Consider the following 16698-nt stretch of genomic DNA (forward strand, 5'->3'; position numbering starts at 1 on the left):
CATCAAGACCCCGGGCGTGCACGTGATCGACTGCCCGGTCGATTACAGCGAGAACGACCGCATCCTCAACAGCGAGCTGCGTGAGCGCGCGCTGGCGGTGTAAGGCGTAACGGCTTTATTGACATCAACCCGGCCACCACAGATATCTCACGATCCTGTGGTGGCCGGTTGGTGCTAATTAACAACCTCCTCACGCATCTCTTGATTGATCATTCTCATGTTCCCAACTCATTGAGAACACGAGACCATGACCATCGGCTCAACACACAACCATCCTGCTGATCTGGCTATCGAGCCATCCCTGTCCGTAAAGCCGTGGGCTGCGCGTTACCCTAACCCTCCTGATCTTTGCTTTGATTATCGCCGTCTACTCGAACAAGAGGGCGGAGTTGCATACGCCACTCAGCCGGATCACCGGATCTGTATTGTCGGTGCTGGTGTTACCGGGCTAACTGCAGCCCGAGAATTGCTACGTTGCGGCTTTACCCGTATCACCTTGATCGAGCAGTCCCGACCTGTGGGTGGGCGTCACCTTACGCTGGTGAATAACGCAGGAAATCACAAGCAGCCTGTAACCCCTTTTGAAATGGGGGCCATGCGCATGCCGTTCTTCAACAGGACTGGTGAGCCCCCAAAAGATGGGCGTTCGCTTATGGCCTATTACGCCAAGCTGTTCGAGCTACGAATTTCCGATTTTCCAAATCCCGGGACACCTTGGGTGAATGCCACTGGAATATATCTTCGTGACGGGCAATTAGCGGGTGACAGAGACCCTGCGCTGTTGATCTGGCGCAATCCCGAAGGAAAGACACCACCACCCACTGCGATGCTTCAGCAGGTCTATGATAAATGGCGCCATTTTGCGGAGCAGTTCGCCGAGCATATTGCTGCGGGTTATGGCACTTATGGTTGGGAGTCGATTCACTGACAGTTTCGTTCACGATGTCTATGCCTATCGCTACAACGACCATTACGCTGATGATTGCATCCTGCTCAGTTACACCTGGGAAGACGATGCAACGAAACTGGCCGCGTTCTCAGATGAAGAACTGGGCGACAAGTGCGTGAAGGAACTCGATCGGATCCTCCTTCGCTGCAGCAACGTGGCTGAACCCATATCGCCTTATATCGATACCCGAAACATTCGCATACAGCGTTGGATGACTGATCGAAACGCGCTTGGCTGCGCAAAGTTGTATCGGGCTGGGACCTATTACGATGCAGTGAGCCTGATGAAGTACAACCGTGATCTGAGTGCCAGTTCAGGGTTGTATCTGGCTGGAGAGTCCTTCTCTGTTGACGCCGGCTGGACCGAGCCGTGTTTACGCACGGCGCTTGATGTGGTCATCAACCTGTGCAACAGAACATCGGCATCGTTCAATGGTGGCTTTACCCTGAACCACTACCCACATTATCAAGCTGGGAAATAGCAGCATCCGGGAGTTTTTGTGGGGAATTTCCTACTCGAACACTTCTCTTGTCCTTCGATCCCATAGGAACTCCCCGACTGTCACTCCCCCGCCCAACCCCGCTTTACTGGCGCCCTTCCAAAACAACCATAAAAGGAAGCCGCCATGTCTGAACACTGCACGCCCGTCAGCCCCGTACGTATCGCTGTCATCCAGTACGACCCTCAGGTCGGGCTGGAGCATTGCGATGGCAACCTGAGCAAGGGCCTGGCATTGGCTCGGTGCGCGGCGCGTGAAGGCGCCAACCTGATCGTGCTACCCGAGCTGGCCAACACCGGCTACACCTTCCACACGCGTGCAGAGGCCTATGCCCATGCCGAAACGCTGGAGGAGGGGCGCAGCCTGAAAGCCTGGGCGGATTTCGCCAAGGAGTACCAGGTATATCTGGCGGCGGGTTTTGCCGAACGCGAGGGACTGAAACTTTTCGACAGTGCCGTTCTGTTCGGTCCGCAAGGCTTGCTCGGGCATTACCGCAAGGCCCATCTGTGGAACCAGGAAAAGCTCTGGTTCACCCCTGGCGACCTGGGCTTCCCTGTGTTCGAGACACCGATCGGCCGTATCGGCCTGCTGATCTGCTGGGATATCTGGTTCCCGGAAGTGCCGCGGCTGATGGCTGCGCAAGGCGCCGACATCATCTGCAGCCTGAACAACTGGGTATGGACGCCACCACCACTGTTCGATGAAACAGGGCGCTGCATGGCGTCGTACCTGACCATGACGGCGGCACACACCAACAACGTCTACATCGCTGCCGCCAATCGCATAGGTAGCGAGCGGGGCGGTCGCTTCCTGGGCTGTTCACTGATTGCCGGTACCAATGGCTGGCCCATTGGCGAGGTGGCCAGTGCAGAGGAGGAGGGCATTCTCTACGCCGATGTCGACCTCAGCAGCGCCCGCTCGGCGCCGATCTGGAACAGCCTCAACGACTTGCCGCGAGACAGGCGCACCGACCTTTACGATGCGACGCTTGGCTATCGCCTTCATGCACCTATGCCCCGCTGAGGAGTTGCACATGAAAACGCTACTCTTCCCCAACCGGCAGCGTTCGTCGGTGTTGATCCTTGCCTGCCTGCTGGTGCTGCTGGCAGCCAGCCTCGTACAGGGCCAATGGCCGGACTACACGCAACTGGCCGCGACGCTCGATCAACCATTAAGCCGCCTGCGCTGGATAGTTGGTGATATCAGCGAAGTGGCCTTCTACAAGCATGAGTTGCCCGCCCTGGGCTTGCTGCTGGGAGCTTGCCTGGCGCACTGGGCCCATGTGCATGGGTATCGCTGGCACGGCTTTGCCATCTGCTACGGCAGCGGATTATGGCCGTGGGTGTTCACCAGTTCGCTGCTGGGCTTGTTGCTCAGTCACGCGTTGTGGGGATGGACCTTGGCCAGTGGCACCTGGCAACCAACCTTCGTTGCTTTCGTATCATTGCCAGCAGCCATGGTGCTGTTTTTTGGTGCGGGTTGGCAGGTGACCATCAGCGGCGCACTGCTGGGAGCGCTGTTGGTAACGCCAGCCAGCCTGTTCATGGTCAATTACCTGTGCTACCCCCTGCAGTTGCCGGTGGTAGTCGGCAACGTAAGCGGCATGGCGCTGGCAAGCGTGGTGGCGTTCATGCTGTGCTGGCGCTTTCCATCATGGGTACGGCCCAGCCAACCGCCCGCCGCACCTGAGCCCGTTGCGGCCCAACCCGATTACGGTGTGGCCTGGACCTTGCGGCGTGTACTGGCCGATTTCAGCGAAGCGCCATTCTTTGGTAATGAACTGGCCAGCCTCGGGCTGCTGTTGGGGGTGTTCCTGGCATACATGCTGGCCCCCGCTGCGCCAGTCTACGGTTCGCTGCTGCTGATACCGATGGTTGCCGGGCAGGCGCTGGCATCACTGGTGGGAGTCGTGCTCTGGCGTCGCCAATGGCAGGCGCGAGGCTGGTACCCCACTTACATTCCCATCGTCTCTATCGTACCTGCCGCTGTGCTCACCCACGGTGGAGGCTGGCAAGTGGTCGTAGCCAGTGCAGTGCTTGGCGCGCTGGTAGCGCCACCGTTGGCGGTGGCCATCAGTCAGCGCTTGCCGGCCTACATGCATGGTTACATCGGCAATGTAGTGTCGATGGCCATCAGCACACTGGCGATCGTTCCGCTGGTCGGGCTGCTTGCTGGAGGTGGAGTATGAAAGCGCATGCAAACCTGCCCAGGTTGTCGATCGCCAGCCTGGGAGGGACGGTGAGCATGCGGGCAAGTGCAAGCGAATGCGGGGTGATGCCCAAGCTTGACTGCGCTGAGCAACTGGCCGAGTTGCCACAACTGCGTGAGATGGCCCAGCTTGAAGCTGCCACTCTGGGTCTGCTCCCCAGTGCCTCGCTGGGCTTTGCGGCGATGCTCGAGGTGCTGGCCTGGGCCCGGGGCGAGTTGGCTCGCGGAGCACACGCGGTGATACTGACCCAAGGTACCGACAGCCTCGAGGAAACGGCGTATTTCCTCGATCTGCTCTGGCCGTTCGATGCGCCATTGGTAATGACCGGTGCCATGCGCGCGGCCAGCCAGCCGGGCAACGACGGCCCGGCCAACCTGCTGGCTGCGGCGCAGGTTGCACTGGCGCCGGGCAGCCGTGGACGCGGCGTTCTGGTGCTGATGAATGATCAGGTCCACTGTGCTGCAAGGGTTCGCAAGACGGCAAGCCTTGCAATGGCTGCATTTGAATCACCCGGGTGCGGAGCGCTGGGCGATGTTGTGGAAGGTACCGTGGTGTATCGTCAGCCGCCTGGCCCACGGGAGGTGCTGCCGTTACCGCATCGCACCGAGCATCGAGTTGCAATGCTGGAAGCGTGCCTGGACGCAGATACGGCGTTGTTGAAGGCTACAGCGACACTGGGCTACGAGGGGCTGGTCATCGCCGGTTTTGGTGCAGGCCACGTTTCCGGTAGCTGGTCCGAAGTGCTTGGCCATCTCGCGCCCACCTTGCCGGTGATTGTTGCTACCCGCACAGGCAGTGGCCCAACAGCCACGGCCTCTTACGGATTTGCCGGTGCCGAGATCGATTTGCAGAGCAAGGGGGTACACATGGCGGGGCAGTTGTGTCCGCGCAAGTGTCGCATTCTGCTATGGCTGTTGATCGGAACTGGCAGGCAGCAGCTGCTGCATGGCTGGTTGCCACGTTAAGCAATCTGCCCGCAAAGCTATAAGCGCGGGCAGCCCTTCGGGCGTTGCTGTGCTAGGGTGCACACACTTTTGCTTCCCAGGATGTTCACCCATGCTCCCCGCACTCAGCGAAAAAGAACTCGACCGCCTCGAAGACCTGCTGATCACCTACGGCAATGACTACTCGGTACTCAACCTGGCCGAGCTCAATGGCTTTTTCACTGCACTGGCCAGCTCACCGACCACTGTCACTCCGGAACAGTGGTTGCCCGCGGTGGCTGGTGGCAAGGTGCCGAAATTCAAGAAGCCGGCACATGAAGAGGCGTATACGGCATTGATGCTGCGTTATGCCAGCCAGGTGGCGGAGGAGTTGGGCGACGATGTCGACCACTTTGAGCCGCTGTTCGAAGAAAGCGAAGGCGAAGAGGGCAGTGTGATCATCATGGAGGAGTGGTGCTTTGGCTACATGCGCGGCACTCAGGTCGCTGGCTGGGCCGAGCTGCCGCCAGAGCAGGACCGACTGCTCAAGGCCATTTCGCTGCATGGGCTCGAGGACAACTTCGAACTGCTGGACCAGATGAGCGAAGCGGACATCCAGGCTTGTGTGCCACAGGTGATCGAGGCTGCGCGCGGGTTGTTCCGGTATTTCAACAAGCTGCACTGATCTTGCACCTGCCTTTGTAGGAGCGGCCTTGTGTCGCGATAGGGCCGCAAAGCGGCCCCAGGATTTCAGCAGCGATAAACCATAGTCGGGGGCCGCTTTGCGGCCCTATCGCGACACAAGGCCGCTCCTACACAGGGGATACGCAGATCTGGATATTTCCATTGTTTCGCCTTGCGAAATTATGGTTTCCCCGCCACACGGATTCTGCTGCCAGCCGAACCGGTGCAGCATGTGCTCCACCAGCCCACCCCGGTGCTGATCAGGAGCCAAGCCCATGTCGAACCCGATCAAGCTTTACAACTTCCCCAAGTCCGGCCACGCCCATCGCATCGAGCTGATGCTTTCGCTGCTGAACCTGCCCACCGAGCTGGTGTTCGTCGACCTGGCCAAAGGCGCGCACAAGCAGCCGGACTTCCTGGCCCTCAACCCGTTCGGCCAGGTCCCGGTCATCGACGACAACGGCACGGTGGTCGCCGACTCCAACGCCATTCTGGTGTACCTGGCCAAGAAGTACGGCAACGGCACCTGGCTCCCCGAGGAACCCGCTGCCGCCGCCCGCGTCCAGCGCTGGCTGTCGGTCGCTGCCGGCCCGTTGGCCTTCGGCCCTGCTGCCGCGCGTCTGGTCACGGTGTTCGGTGCCTCGTTCAACACCGACGAAGTGATTACCCGCGCCCATACCCTGCTGAAGGTGATCGACGCCGAGCTGGCCAAAACGCCCTTCCTGGCCGGTAGCACACCCACCATCGCCGATATCGCCAACTACTCCTACATCGCCCACGCACCGGAGGGCAATGTGTCGCTGGAGCCCTATGCCAACGTACGCAGCTGGCTGGCGCGGATCGAGGCGCTGCCGGGCTTCGTGCCCATGCCACGCACCGTGATCGGCCTGCAGACCAGCGCCTGACATCCCGCCATTGCGAGGAACGCCACCATGCAACAGAACCCGGATCACCACTCCTCGCCCTGGCATGCGGGGGAGAAGACCCTGCAGGAAAAAGCCGGTGTCGCGGAGCGCATGGAGGCGTTCGGGCAAAAGGTCATTCGTGACTACATGCCCGACCAGCATCGTATTTTCTACCACCAGTTGCCGTTCATGGTCGCCGCCAGCGTGGACGCGCTGGGGCGGCCCTGGGCAACGCTGTTGGAAGGGCCGGAAGGTTTCGTCAGCTCGCCGGACCCGCGCCAGCTGACGATCGACACTCAACTGCCAGCAGACGATCCCGCCACCCCGGGGCTGGCTGCCGGGCAGGCGGTCGGCCTGCTGGGGATAGAACTGCACACCCGCCGGCGCAACCGCATCAACGGGCAGATCCACCAGGCCGGCGACGGGCAACTGCAGGTGACTGTGGAGCAGTCGTTCGGCAACTGCCCGCAGTACATCCAGCTGCGTGACTACACCCGTGTCGCGGAACCCGCCCAAGGGCGTGTCGATGCGACGACACTCGATGCCTCGGCTGTCAGCATGATCCAGGCAGCCGACACCTTCTTTGTCGCCAGCTATGTCGAGCATGACGACGGCCAGCGCTCGGTGGATGTCTCCCACCGTGGCGGGCGGCCCGGGTTCGTCAAGGTCGAAGGCAACCGCCTGACCATTCCCGACTATGCTGGCAACCTGCACTTCAACACCTTGGGCAACCTGCTGGTGAACCCGCAAGCAGGGTTGCTGTTCATCGATTTCAGCAACGGCAACGTGTTGCAGCTATACGGGCATGCCGAGTTGCTGCTGGACAGCCCCGCCATCCAGGCGTTCGAAGGTGCCGAGCGCTTGTGGACGCTGGAGGTCGAGCAGGTGGTGTGGCGCCCGGCTGCCGTTTCCCTGCGTTGGGCCTTCAAGGAGTACGCGCCGACCAGCCTGATGACCGGCACCTGGGCCGAGGCCGACATACGCCTGCAGCAACGCCAACGGCATGGCCAATGGCAGGCCTGGCGTGTGCTGCGGGTGGAGCAGGAAAGCCGCGATATCCGCTCGTTCTACCTTGAGCCTCCTGCTGGCAGTGCGATGGCCTTTGCGCCGGGGCAGCATGTTCCGGTGCAAGTCCAGCTCGACGGTGAGGCGGCGCTGATCCGCACCTACAGCCTTTCCAGCGCGCCTTCCGACGGTTACCTGCGCATCAGCGTCAAAGCCCAGGGCCCGGTCTCGCGGCACCTGCATGAGCGCGTCGTGGCAGGCGATATGCTGAACGTGCGCCCGCCAATGGGCAGCTTCACGCTGGACCAGCAGAGCACACGGCCGCTGGTGCTGATTGGCGCGGGTGTGGGTATCACGCCGTTACTGGCCATGCTGCGCGAGCAGTTGAGCAAGGGGCAGGCACGGCGCATTCATCTGTTCCATGGGGCACGCAGCCTGGCCGACCTGCCGTTCCGTGAGGAGCTTGCAAGCTTGCGGCAACAGGCCGGCGGCCTGCTGCACGTGCACCGCGCCCTGAGCCAGCCGGAAACGCATGCGCTGGCGGGGCGTGATTACGAGTTTGCCGGTCGGCTGGGTATCGAGCAGGTCAAGGCCACGCTGGCGCTGGACGACTACGATTTCTATCTGTGCGGCCCGGGCAGTTTTACCCAGGACCTGTATGAAGGGCTGCGCGGGGTGCATGTGCCGGATGCGCGGATCCATGCCGAAGCCTTTGGCCCGTCGACGCTCCGGCGGCACACCGACGATGACCAGCCCACCCTGCAACAGCCACCTGCTGCCAGCGAGCCGGTACCGGTGTACTTTGCGGCTTCAGCCAAGGAGGCGCGCTGGGCGCCGGGTGGCGGGACGCTGCTGGAGCTGGCCGAGGCTCGCGGATTGTCGCCTGAGTTCAGTTGCCGAGGTGGGTCGTGTGGTACCTGCAAGACCCGGTTGGTCAGTGGCCGGGTGCATTACCCGAACCCGCCGGCCGAGCTGCCGGAGGAGGGGGCGGTGTTGATCTGCTGTGCCGTGCCGGCCCGGTCGGAGGAGGGGGCGCAGGCGTTGGTGCTGGATCTGTAAGGTAGTTTGTCCCGGCCCTTTCGCGGGCTCGCCCGCTCCCACAAGTACTTCACTGCCCTCAGAGATGGTGGATAACCTGTGGGAGCGGGCGAGCCCGCGAAAGGGCCGGGACAGGCGACACAAAACGCTCAGATGAAAGATAATCCCGGCACTTCATAGCCCCAGGAGCCCGCATGGACCAGATCCACCTGATGAAGGTGTTCGTCGCCGTAGGCGAGCTGGAAAGCTTCGCCGCTGCTGCCCGCCGCCTGGACATCTCTCCAGCTGCGGTCACCCGTGCCGTCAGCGCCCTGGAGGATCAGCTGGGGGTCAAGCTGCTGCTGCGCACCACCCGTAGCGTACGCCTGACCGAAGCCGGGGGCCGCTACCTGGAAGACACCCGGCATATCCTCGCCAGCATCAACGAGGCCAACGAAGCCGCCGCCGGCATCAACGCCACGCCCAAGGGCGACCTGGCCGTCACTGCGCCCATCCTGTTCGGCAAGAAGTTCGTCATGCCGTGCATCGTCCACTACCTGCAGCAGTACCCCGAGGTTGACGTTTCCGCCTACTTCCTCGACCGCATCGTCAACATGGTCGAAGAGGGCATGGACGTAGCCGTTCGTATCGGCCCCTTGCCCGACTCCGGGCTCAAAGCACTGCGGGTGGGCAGGGTCCGGCGCATGCTGTGCGCCTCTCCCGAGTACCTGGCGCGCCATGGCGTGCCGAAGCACCCGTCCGACCTAGCGGAGCATGCGGTGATCGGCACCACCAACCTGTCGCCGCGAGCCGGCTGGCGTTTCGGAGTAACCGATGAGCCGACTTTGGTGCGCATGAAGCCTCGCTTGACGGTGACCAGCAATGACGGGGCAATCGCCGCTGCCAGTGGCGGACTGGGGATTGCCCGCCTGCTGTCGTATCAGGTCGCGGATGAGGTGGCCAGTGGGCAGTTGCAGGTGATCCTTGCCGAATACGAAGAGGCGCCGTGGCCAATCCATATACTGCACCGGGAGAGCAAGTACGGTTCGGCCAAGGTCCGCGCCTTCATTGACATGCTGGCGCAGGAACTGAGGGCTCGGCAGCTGGACTGATTCAACCGAGCAGGGTGAATGTAAAGCAACCTGGGCACTGCTGTTCCAGCCACTCCTTGGCCCGTTCGCTCAGGAAGTACCCACGATAGACATCCCCTTTGAAGAAATCGGCTTGCTCGTCGGCCTTGAGCACCTTGAGATACTGGCCGAGGTCGGCAGGGTCATGCTGCGGGTCCTTGAGCAGGTTGAGCTTGCCCACCACGAATGCCTGCCAGTACTCCGGCATACGCGCGGCAAGCTCAGGGTCATGCGGCAGGGAGTCGATGATCGAGCTCGGCCCGCCTTCCAGATCGAGGTAATCGGTAATGGGCTTGCTGGTGTCCCAGTGCAGCCAGTCGATGTGAACGATATGGGTCTTCTCCAGATGCTCGTAACGCCCGATCCCCTTCAAGCCGCTTTTTTCCAGGGCTTCCTTGACCGGCTGGGTGAGCACCAGCGAACCCGAACGTATGTAGGCGGCCGGGGTGTACGGGCCGGCCCGCTTGATGCTGTCTACATCGGTATCTTCGTCCCAGGCGATCATGCCCTGGAGCAGTACCGCGCCCCAGTCTCCCCAGGGAGTCGGCGCGTTGTCCAAGTGATAGATGTTCATGTCAGCCTCCGCAGCCCTTGCCATTCTTGCCGTAGCGACGCACATGGTTCCTCGTCGCCTTGGGCACATTGTATTGGCGCATCATCACCTTGATCTGCTTTTGCAGGTCCTTCTTGGTGAAGTTCGCGTTGTTGTTGAACCACTTCTTCCAGTCCTCGTTCCAACCTTTGGCGTGAATGTCGGCGTGGAATGCATTCGGAATGCGCGAGATCTGCTGGTCGATGTACCGTTTGGGGTTGCGAATTCCGGCAGCTTTCATCTGGTTACGGAAATCGCGGTCTTCCCGCCACATTTCTTGCGGGATCATGTGGTGGTCACGCATTGACGCCGGACCATGCCTGCTGCGCCAGGCTTCGGTGGTTCGCTTGATACCGCCCTTGGTATAACCGGTCAAGGTCAGCCAACCTAGTGGATCGACCCATGTCACCGGGTTTGGCGCATACCGGTACAGTTGGTGACCACCAGACAGGCCAATCGGGTCAGGCTGGGTAAAGCGGCCTACCTCCGGGTCATAGAACCTGAAGGTGTTGTAATGCAACCCGGTCTCCCGATCCAGGTATTGCCCCTGGAAGCGCAGATTCTGTTCCTGCAGGCAACTGGCCTGGCGGGACTCATCGAGGGTAGAACCCCAGCCCAGATAGCTGGCCTGCCATACCACGCGTCCCTGTTCATCGGTCAGCCACTCCGGGAGCCCCCCGAGGTCATTATGGAAGTGCAGCACCTGCTGGTTCGGCCCGCTGCCGTCGATGCGTGCCAGCGGCTCATAGCCGTCACCCTCGTACAGGTACAGGCTTACCTGGCCATGGCGCTGTTCCTGCAACAGGCGTAATCCGTCCCAGGCAAAGCGCGTCTGGCCGAGCAGCTGCCCGGCACCATCAAGTTCGCTTTTTTCCACCCGCCGCCCGAGCGGATCGTAACGCATGCGTACACTGCGTTCCCGCCCTGCCTGGCGAGTGCGTACCTCTACCAGGCGATGCTCTGCGTCGTAGCTGAAATGCTGTATGCCGCGCCGGCTGCTGCGCTTTTCCACCAGGCGGCCAAAGGCGTCGTAGCGGTAGCGCTTGTCCTGGTACGCCAGCAACCTGTCGTGCAGAACTGGCGCATTGGCCGTGGCATCCAGCAGGTTGCCGGCGGCATCGTAGCGGTAGGTTTCATGATTGCCGTTGGCAATGTCATGACTGCCCATCAGGCGCCCACCAGCATCAAGCTGGATGATCTGGTCATGCTGCACCCGGCCGGCTACCTGCCGCACGCGCCGGTTCAGGTCATCGCGCGGGTCGTATTCGAAGCGCTGCTGGAAAGGTGCGGGTAATTGCACGGGTTGGCTGGCGGGTCTGCATCTGCGGGTGCGCAAACGTCCGTTGCGGTCATATTCCTGGTGTGTGAGCAGCGCGCCCTGGGTACGCTGCACTTCCCGGTGCAGGCGATCGCGTTCGTAGTCGTTGATGACATGTCCGTCCAGGTTGATCTGGTGCAGGTGGCCGCTTCCGTAGTACATGCGGTTGATCCAGCGGCCATCGAACAACTGGGTGCGGCACAGGTTGCCCAACTCATCGTAGCGATGGCGCAGTACGCCGTTGCCGCTGTGCTCCTCGACCAGCTGTCCCAGCGCGTCAAAGCACAATTGCAGGGTTTCGCTGTTGCCGGCAGCATCGGCGAAATGAACCTCGGTAAGGTTGTCGAGCTCATCGTAGCCATAGGTGGTAACGCCATCCGCGGTCGTCTTGGTAATCAGACGACCCAGGGCATCACGTTCCAGGCGGTGGACGATCGGCTCGACCGAGCTGTTACCGGGCGTCGGGGTGTAGGCCACCTGCACCACATTGTGCAACGGGTCGTGACGGTACTCCCTGGCGGTTCCATCGAGAAACTGCTCGCGGACCAGGCGATTGGCAGCATCCCACCGGAAGTAAAAGTACTCGCCGTTTTCGTTGGTCAGCGACAGCAGTCGACCGTAGGGGTCGACCTGGTAGCCAAGCGTGCGTCCTTGCGGGTCGATGGACTGGAGCAGGACACCACGGGCATCGAAGCGGTACGCGGTGATACCACCAGCGGGGTCGATCGCTTGCGTCAGCCTTCCTGCCTCATCGTAGCGATAACCTTCACGGGTACCGTCTGGCCGTGTCACGCCAAGCAGAAGGCCATCGCTGTCGTACTCGAACTCGGTACGTTCGCTCAACGCATCGGTCACTGACAGCAAATGGCCGTTGCGGTCATAACCATAGCGTGTGATGTGGCCGGAGCAGTCGGTTTCCTGCAGAAGCAGTCCCAGGTCGCTCCAGCGCAGGGTTCGCGAATGCCCTGCGGGGTCGATGATCTCGGTCGGCTGGCCACGGTGGTCGTAGCGGTACTGCGTGACGTTACCTTGCGGGTCGGTTTCGCCGATACAGTTGCCGCGCGGATCATAGCGGTACTGCCAGCTGTTGCCGGCCGGGTCCATCGTCGAGCGCGGCAGCGACCAATGCTCCAGCCACTGCGTCGATTCGCTGCGCCCCAGCGGGTCGACGGTCTGGGTCAGGTTGCCCGAAGCATCGTAAAAGTATTGCCAGCGCCCTTCCATCGGATCGACCGCTGCGAGCAACTGACGCTCGTCGTCCCATTCAAACCGCCAGGTCGCGCCGACTGCATCAATGTATTCGGTGATCTGGTACTGGGCATTCCAGCGTCGCGTGCTGACACGTTGCAAGCCATCGGTGATCCGGGTCGTGCGCGCAGGGATGTCGTACTCGAACTGGTACTCATCACCGCCACTGCTCTTGTAATGCACCACCCGCCAGTCGTCTTCGGTCAATGCCCATTCGTAGAAGCAGCGCAGACCAGCAGCGTTCTCATGCTCGACCAGGCGCCGTTGTTCGTCGTAGACAAAGCGGCGGCGCAGCCTGCCCTGGCTGTCGTACACTGCCGCCAGGTCGCCACAGGCGTCGTACTGGTAACTGACCAGCAACTGCAGGTCGCCCTCGGCATGGCGACGTTCCAGGCGGGCGACCCGTTGAGGCCACTGTGGCGCATAGTGCAACTCGACCTGTACAAGGTCGAACGTGTCACGCAGCCGGATCAGGCGCCCGCTTTCGTCATAGTCCAGATAGATGCGGTTGTCGTTGCGGTCACCCATGGCGCTCAGGCGCCAGTGGCCTGGTTTTCCAGGGGAGGGCTGGAACAGGCGGTACAGCCCTTTGTCGATATCCTCGATCAGGATTTCGTCCTGTTGCGAGCGGCGTACGCTCAACCCTTCACCGGCGCTGAACACGGCATCGGCGCGGGCAATGTAGCCCATGTCGATGACCCGAGCCTGTTCATCGGTAAACGACAAGCGCTCGCTGCCATCGGCGTCCAGGTGCAGTTGCACGAACACCTCGTACTCGATGCTCCAACCTGCGCCGAACAGCCCTTCACGGCGCTCGTCGCGGCTGTTGTAGAGCCGTTGCCAGTCCAGGGGCAGCAGCGCCTGCAGGCTGAAATCCAGCTCGTCGGGCCCGCACAGGATCTTTGCCCCGGTAGACGCGTGCACCGGGTTGGGTGAGCCGGACGTTGCCTGAACGATGGCATTGGTAACCTGCCCGGAGACGAAACTGCTCACCCCACCCAGCAGCATGCAGCCGAACTTGCTGTAGAACTTGCCGCCACGCCCGCGCAGCAGCATCAACGCGGTCACTGCCAGGCCGATGCCCGGCGTCTTGCCGCTGCGAATCTCGCGCACCACGATCGGCTCGCCGCCGATGCGCACGTTGTTCGACACCAGGCCGCCATCGACGATCACCGCTTCGCAGGTGCTGCGGTCACCGCTGCGGCAGGCCGGGTGGCCATTGATCAGCACCTTGCTGGACCCCTCGGCCAGGTACTGCGGTGGCATCGGCGGGTGCTTGCTGCACAGCACCTTGTCGTCCGGTGCCGGCAAGGTATTGGCGGCGGGCGTGGCCACGGTCGGCCGCCACATTTGCGAGAAAAAGCCCTTGGCCATGTCGAGGAAGGTTTCTTCCTTCGCCTCGCCAGCCTCGGCCCCGGCCTGCGCCAACGGTGCCGGCGGGCCGGTGACGACGCCGGCAGCACGTGCCGCGCGCTTGCCGTTGGTGCGAGTGTTCGACGAGCCACTGATGATGTTGGCCTGCACCGACGGCGGGAACAGGAAATTGCCTATGCCCTCGCATAATCGGCTAAGGCCTGTATCGGCGCCGGTCTTGGCCATGACCACACCGACCACCAGGCCGACCACCGCGCCCAGCACGAAGCAGCCCAGGCCGCCAGTGGCCACGGTCAGGCCGAATGCCGCCGCCACTGCGGCAGTGGCCAGGGCGCCGATGGCCACCGTGGCGGCGATTTCCAGCACACCCCCGACGATGTCGGCCAGCATCGAGGTGTGCATCAGCGCGTCGCCTTCGCGGGCGGCCCACAGTGCGTCGGACATGGTGCGCGATCAGCCCAGGCTGTCGAAGTCGAGCGACTGCTTGATGCTTGCCCAGTGCGCCGCTTCGGCCGCGCCCAGCGGGCTGGCCTTGACGTAGCTCAGGGCAAACATCTTGCGCGTGCCAGGCAGCACCAGGGCCAGCTGGTACTGATAGACCTTCTCCTGGCCCTTGCTGAACTGGCTGGTCAGCTCGATGGCGGCGATCGCCTGCCCGGCGCCTACCTGCACAGCCTGGGCGGGCTGCATGCGCAGGTCCTTGACCTGCTGCTGCAGTCGCTGCAACTGGCCATCGAAATTGCTCTGCAAGGTCTCGCCTTCGGCCAGCAGGCTGCGGCTGATGATCAGCGAGGTGGCCAGTGCCTCGAAACGCAGGATGTTGATACTGCTGTCCTGCACGGCGGCATCGGGCAGGGCCAGGCGGAATTCGTTGACGCGATAACTCATGACAGGTCTCGTTACTGGTCGGAGCCGGAGAAGATCGCCTTCACCGAGTCGTCGATGGTCTTTTTCACACCCTGGTTGTCGGGCGCGGTCTGCGCACCACTGCCGACGTTCAAGTCGAGGGTGCCGTCGGTGTTGATCTCGCCGTTCTGCCTGGCATGGAAGCTGAACTGCTCGCAGCTGATATTGATCTGGCCGCTGGCGTTGAGCTCGATCACGCTCTTGCCGCACACCAGGCGCAGGTTTTCGCCCACTTCGATCAGGTAGCTGGTGCTGACGCTATCGGTCTTGCTGGCGCCGACCAGCAACATGTCGTCACGGCGCACGGCGCGGATGCGGTCCTGGCCGATGGTGATGGTTTCCAGCATGCCCACCGTCTGGGTACGGTTGATGCCGACCGCCAGCGTCTCGCTCTGCTCGACCACGGTGTCCATGTTGCGCTCGGCATGCACGTAGATCTGCTCGGCGCCCTTTTTGTCTTCCATGCGGATTTCATTGAAATTGGCCGGGCTGCCGCCTTTGCTCGAGCGGCTCTTCATGCCGCTTTGCGTCGCATTGGCGGGCAAGTCGTAGGGCACGCTCTGTTCGGCGTTGTAGACGCGGCCAGTGATGATGGGCCGGTCGGGGTCGCCTTCGAGGAAGCTGACGATCACCTCCTGGCCGATGCGCGGGATCTGCATCGAGCCCCAGTTCTTGCCGGCCCAGGCCTGCGATACCCGGATCCAGCAGGAGCTGTTCTCGTTGGACTGGTCGTGGCGGTCCCAGTGGAAGTGCACCTTCACCCGGCCATATTGGTCGGTCCAGATCTCCTCGCCAGCGGGCCCGACCACCACGGCGGTTTGCGGGCCCTTGACGATCGGCCGCACGGTGCTGCCCTGCGGGCGGAAGCTCTGCTGTGCGTCGATGCAGCTGAGGTTGCTTTCGAATTGCGCTGCGCTGCTGCCGGTGCCGCTTTCCAGGCGCTCCTGATGCACGTAGTAGCGTGCGCCGACGATCAGGTACTCGCGGTTCTGGTCCTGGCGGGTGAAACCGCTGAGGCTGAACAGGTGGCCACTGCCCAGGCCGCGGGCGTTGCCGCGCAGCTCGACCCGCTCGTGCTGGCTCTGCAGCGACTCCAGGCGAGTGCGCGCATAGTGTTCGCCATCCTGGCTTTGCTGGTAGGCGCCGGGGTAGTCGTACAGTGGGTAGTCACCGGCCTGGTGCGGGCGTGGCATGGCCGAGCGCACGTCGATGCGCGCGCTGGGGCGCTGGAAGTCGTAGTCGTTGAGCTCCAGGGAACCTGGCTGGACTTCCTGGGCCAGGTGCCAGTCGTTGATGTGGTCACGCTCGCGGTGCTGCCCGTCCGGCGGGTAGAAGGGCACGCTTTCGTAGCCAGGCACCTGCGGGTGCGCGCCATAGGCGTCGGCCAGCACCAGCACGTGGCGCTGCGCTTCGTGGCGGAAGAAGTAGTAGATGCCTTCCTCTTCCATCAACCGGCTGACGAAGTCGAAGCTGGTCTCGCGGTACTGCACGCAGTATTCGCGTTCGCGGTAGCTGCGGCTCAGGGCATCCTCGAAGTCGGAAAAGCCCAGGTCGCGAAACACCTGCTTGATGATCTGTGGCGCGCTCAGGTGCTGGAAGATGCGGCAGTCGCTGGTGCGGGTCAGCAGCCACAGCCACGGGCGCAGGGTGACCCGGTAGCTGGCGAACTGGCCCTGGTCCACCGACTGGCTGCAGCGGGCGACGATGCCATGGAAGTAACGTGACGTGCCGAGGCCCTGCTGCACGCTCAGGCTCATCGGCTTGCCCAGCAGGGCATTGAGGTCGATGGCCGGGTCGTCGCTGGTCAGCTGCAGCTCATAGTCGAACAGGCGGCCGAGCTCGTCGCTGCCACCCATTTCGGCCAGGATCAGCTTGTCCGGCCCCAACGGGCTGTTGATCTGCGCCAGGCGCGTGAACTGCGTGAACAGCATGGTCCGTC

At 62.4% G+C, this 16698-nt stretch carries 12 protein-coding genes and 1 pseudogene; 9 read left to right on the forward strand and 4 right to left on the reverse strand.

Going from position 1 to position 16698, the window contains the following annotated elements:
* From CAG44_RS29145 to CAG44_RS16265, 9 genes and pseudogenes are all read left to right on the forward strand, one after another.
* Window positions 1-103 (forward strand): hypothetical protein (locus CAG44_RS29145; protein ID WP_232109555.1); only part of this gene is annotated, 103 nt, incomplete at its 5' end.
* 144 nt (window positions 104-247) lie between these two features.
* Window positions 248-1430 (forward strand): annotated as a pseudogene (locus CAG44_RS16230) (FAD-dependent oxidoreductase).
* Window positions 1431-1574: 144 nt separating this feature from the next.
* Window positions 1575-2471, forward strand: coding sequence for a nitrilase family protein (locus tag CAG44_RS16235; RefSeq protein ID WP_085590781.1), 897 nt, complete (start codon window positions 1575-1577; stop codon window positions 2469-2471).
* 10 nt (window positions 2472-2481) lie between these two features.
* Window positions 2482-3636, forward strand: a complete 1155-nt coding sequence (locus CAG44_RS16240; protein WP_085692530.1) for a hypothetical protein — start codon at window positions 2482-2484, stop codon at window positions 3634-3636.
* A complete protein-coding gene (locus CAG44_RS16245) occupies window positions 3633-4622 on the forward strand; it encodes an asparaginase (RefSeq protein ID WP_085692531.1) in 990 nt (329 codons plus the stop codon). The genes CAG44_RS16240 and CAG44_RS16245 overlap by 4 nt, the downstream gene beginning before the upstream one ends.
* Before the next feature lie 91 nt (window positions 4623-4713).
* The gene (locus CAG44_RS16250; RefSeq protein ID WP_085590774.1) at window positions 4714-5265 is read left to right on the forward strand and encodes a UPF0149 family protein; all 552 of its coding nucleotides are present in this window, start codon (window positions 4714-4716) and stop codon (window positions 5263-5265) included.
* A gap of 274 nt (window positions 5266-5539) precedes the next feature.
* A complete protein-coding gene (locus CAG44_RS16255) occupies window positions 5540-6169 on the forward strand; it encodes a glutathione S-transferase family protein (RefSeq protein WP_085692532.1) in 630 nt (209 codons plus the stop codon).
* Between the two features lie 27 nt (window positions 6170-6196).
* Window positions 6197-8233: a pyridoxamine 5'-phosphate oxidase family protein gene (locus CAG44_RS16260; protein WP_085692533.1), complete on the forward strand. Its 2037-nt coding sequence runs from the start codon at window positions 6197-6199 to the stop codon at window positions 8231-8233.
* A gap of 173 nt (window positions 8234-8406) precedes the next feature.
* Window positions 8407-9303, forward strand: coding sequence for a LysR family transcriptional regulator (locus tag CAG44_RS16265; RefSeq protein WP_025340328.1), 897 nt, complete (start codon window positions 8407-8409; stop codon window positions 9301-9303).
* A gap of 1 nt (window position 9304) precedes the next feature.
* Here CAG44_RS16265 and CAG44_RS16270 read toward each other — a convergent pair whose 3' ends face one another.
* The 4 genes from CAG44_RS16270 to CAG44_RS16285 are packed head-to-tail and all read right to left on the reverse strand — an operon-like array spanning window position 9305 to window position 16690.
* Window positions 9305-9895, reverse strand: a complete 591-nt coding sequence (locus CAG44_RS16270; protein WP_170929336.1) for a hypothetical protein — start codon at window positions 9893-9895, stop codon at window positions 9305-9307.
* A 1-nt stretch (window position 9896) separates the two neighbouring features.
* Window positions 9897-14297 (reverse strand): RHS repeat-associated core domain-containing protein, encoded by a 4401-nt coding sequence (locus CAG44_RS16275; protein ID WP_085692534.1) that lies wholly within the window; start codon window positions 14295-14297, stop codon window positions 9897-9899.
* 9 nt (window positions 14298-14306) lie between these two features.
* On the reverse strand, window positions 14307-14741 hold the full coding sequence (locus tag CAG44_RS16280) for a DcrB-related protein (RefSeq protein WP_085692535.1): 435 nt from the start codon (window positions 14739-14741) through the stop codon (window positions 14307-14309).
* Between the two features lie 11 nt (window positions 14742-14752).
* The gene (locus CAG44_RS16285; protein ID WP_025340323.1) at window positions 14753-16690 is read right to left on the reverse strand and encodes a type VI secretion system tip protein VgrG; all 1938 of its coding nucleotides are present in this window, start codon (window positions 16688-16690) and stop codon (window positions 14753-14755) included.
* Between the last annotated feature and the right edge of the window lie 8 nt (window positions 16691-16698).

The organism is Pseudomonas sp. B13(2017) (assembly GCF_002113245.1).
GTDB classification, from domain to species: domain Bacteria; phylum Pseudomonadota; class Gammaproteobacteria; order Pseudomonadales; family Pseudomonadaceae; genus Aquipseudomonas; species Aquipseudomonas putida_Z.

Bases quoted from the DNA above. Each gene is read 5' to 3' on its own strand.
- CAG44_RS16235 (WP_085590781.1), top strand. From the start codon at position 1,575: ATGTCTGAACACTGCACGCCCGTCAGCCCCGTACGTATCGCTGTCATC.
- CAG44_RS16240 (WP_085692530.1), top strand. From the start codon at position 2,482: ATGAAAACGCTACTCTTCCCCAACCGGCAGCGTTCGTCGGTGTTGATC.
- CAG44_RS16245 (WP_085692531.1), top strand. From the start codon at position 3,633: ATGAAAGCGCATGCAAACCTGCCCAGGTTGTCGATCGCCAGCCTGGGA.
- CAG44_RS16250 (WP_085590774.1), top strand. From the start codon at position 4,714: ATGCTCCCCGCACTCAGCGAAAAAGAACTCGACCGCCTCGAAGACCTG.
- CAG44_RS16255 (WP_085692532.1), top strand. From the start codon at position 5,540: ATGTCGAACCCGATCAAGCTTTACAACTTCCCCAAGTCCGGCCACGCC.
- CAG44_RS16260 (WP_085692533.1), top strand. From the start codon at position 6,197: ATGCAACAGAACCCGGATCACCACTCCTCGCCCTGGCATGCGGGGGAG.
- CAG44_RS16265 (WP_025340328.1), top strand. From the start codon at position 8,407: ATGGACCAGATCCACCTGATGAAGGTGTTCGTCGCCGTAGGCGAGCTG.
- CAG44_RS16270 (WP_170929336.1), bottom strand. From the start codon at position 9,895: ATGAACATCTATCACTTGGACAACGCGCCGACTCCCTGGGGAGACTGG.
- CAG44_RS16275 (WP_085692534.1), bottom strand. From the start codon at position 14,297: ATGTCCGACGCACTGTGGGCCGCCCGCGAAGGCGACGCGCTGATGCAC.
- CAG44_RS16280 (WP_085692535.1), bottom strand. From the start codon at position 14,741: ATGAGTTATCGCGTCAACGAATTCCGCCTGGCCCTGCCCGATGCCGCC.
- CAG44_RS16285 (WP_025340323.1), bottom strand. From the start codon at position 16,690: ATGCTGTTCACGCAGTTCACGCGCCTGGCGCAGATCAACAGCCCGTTG.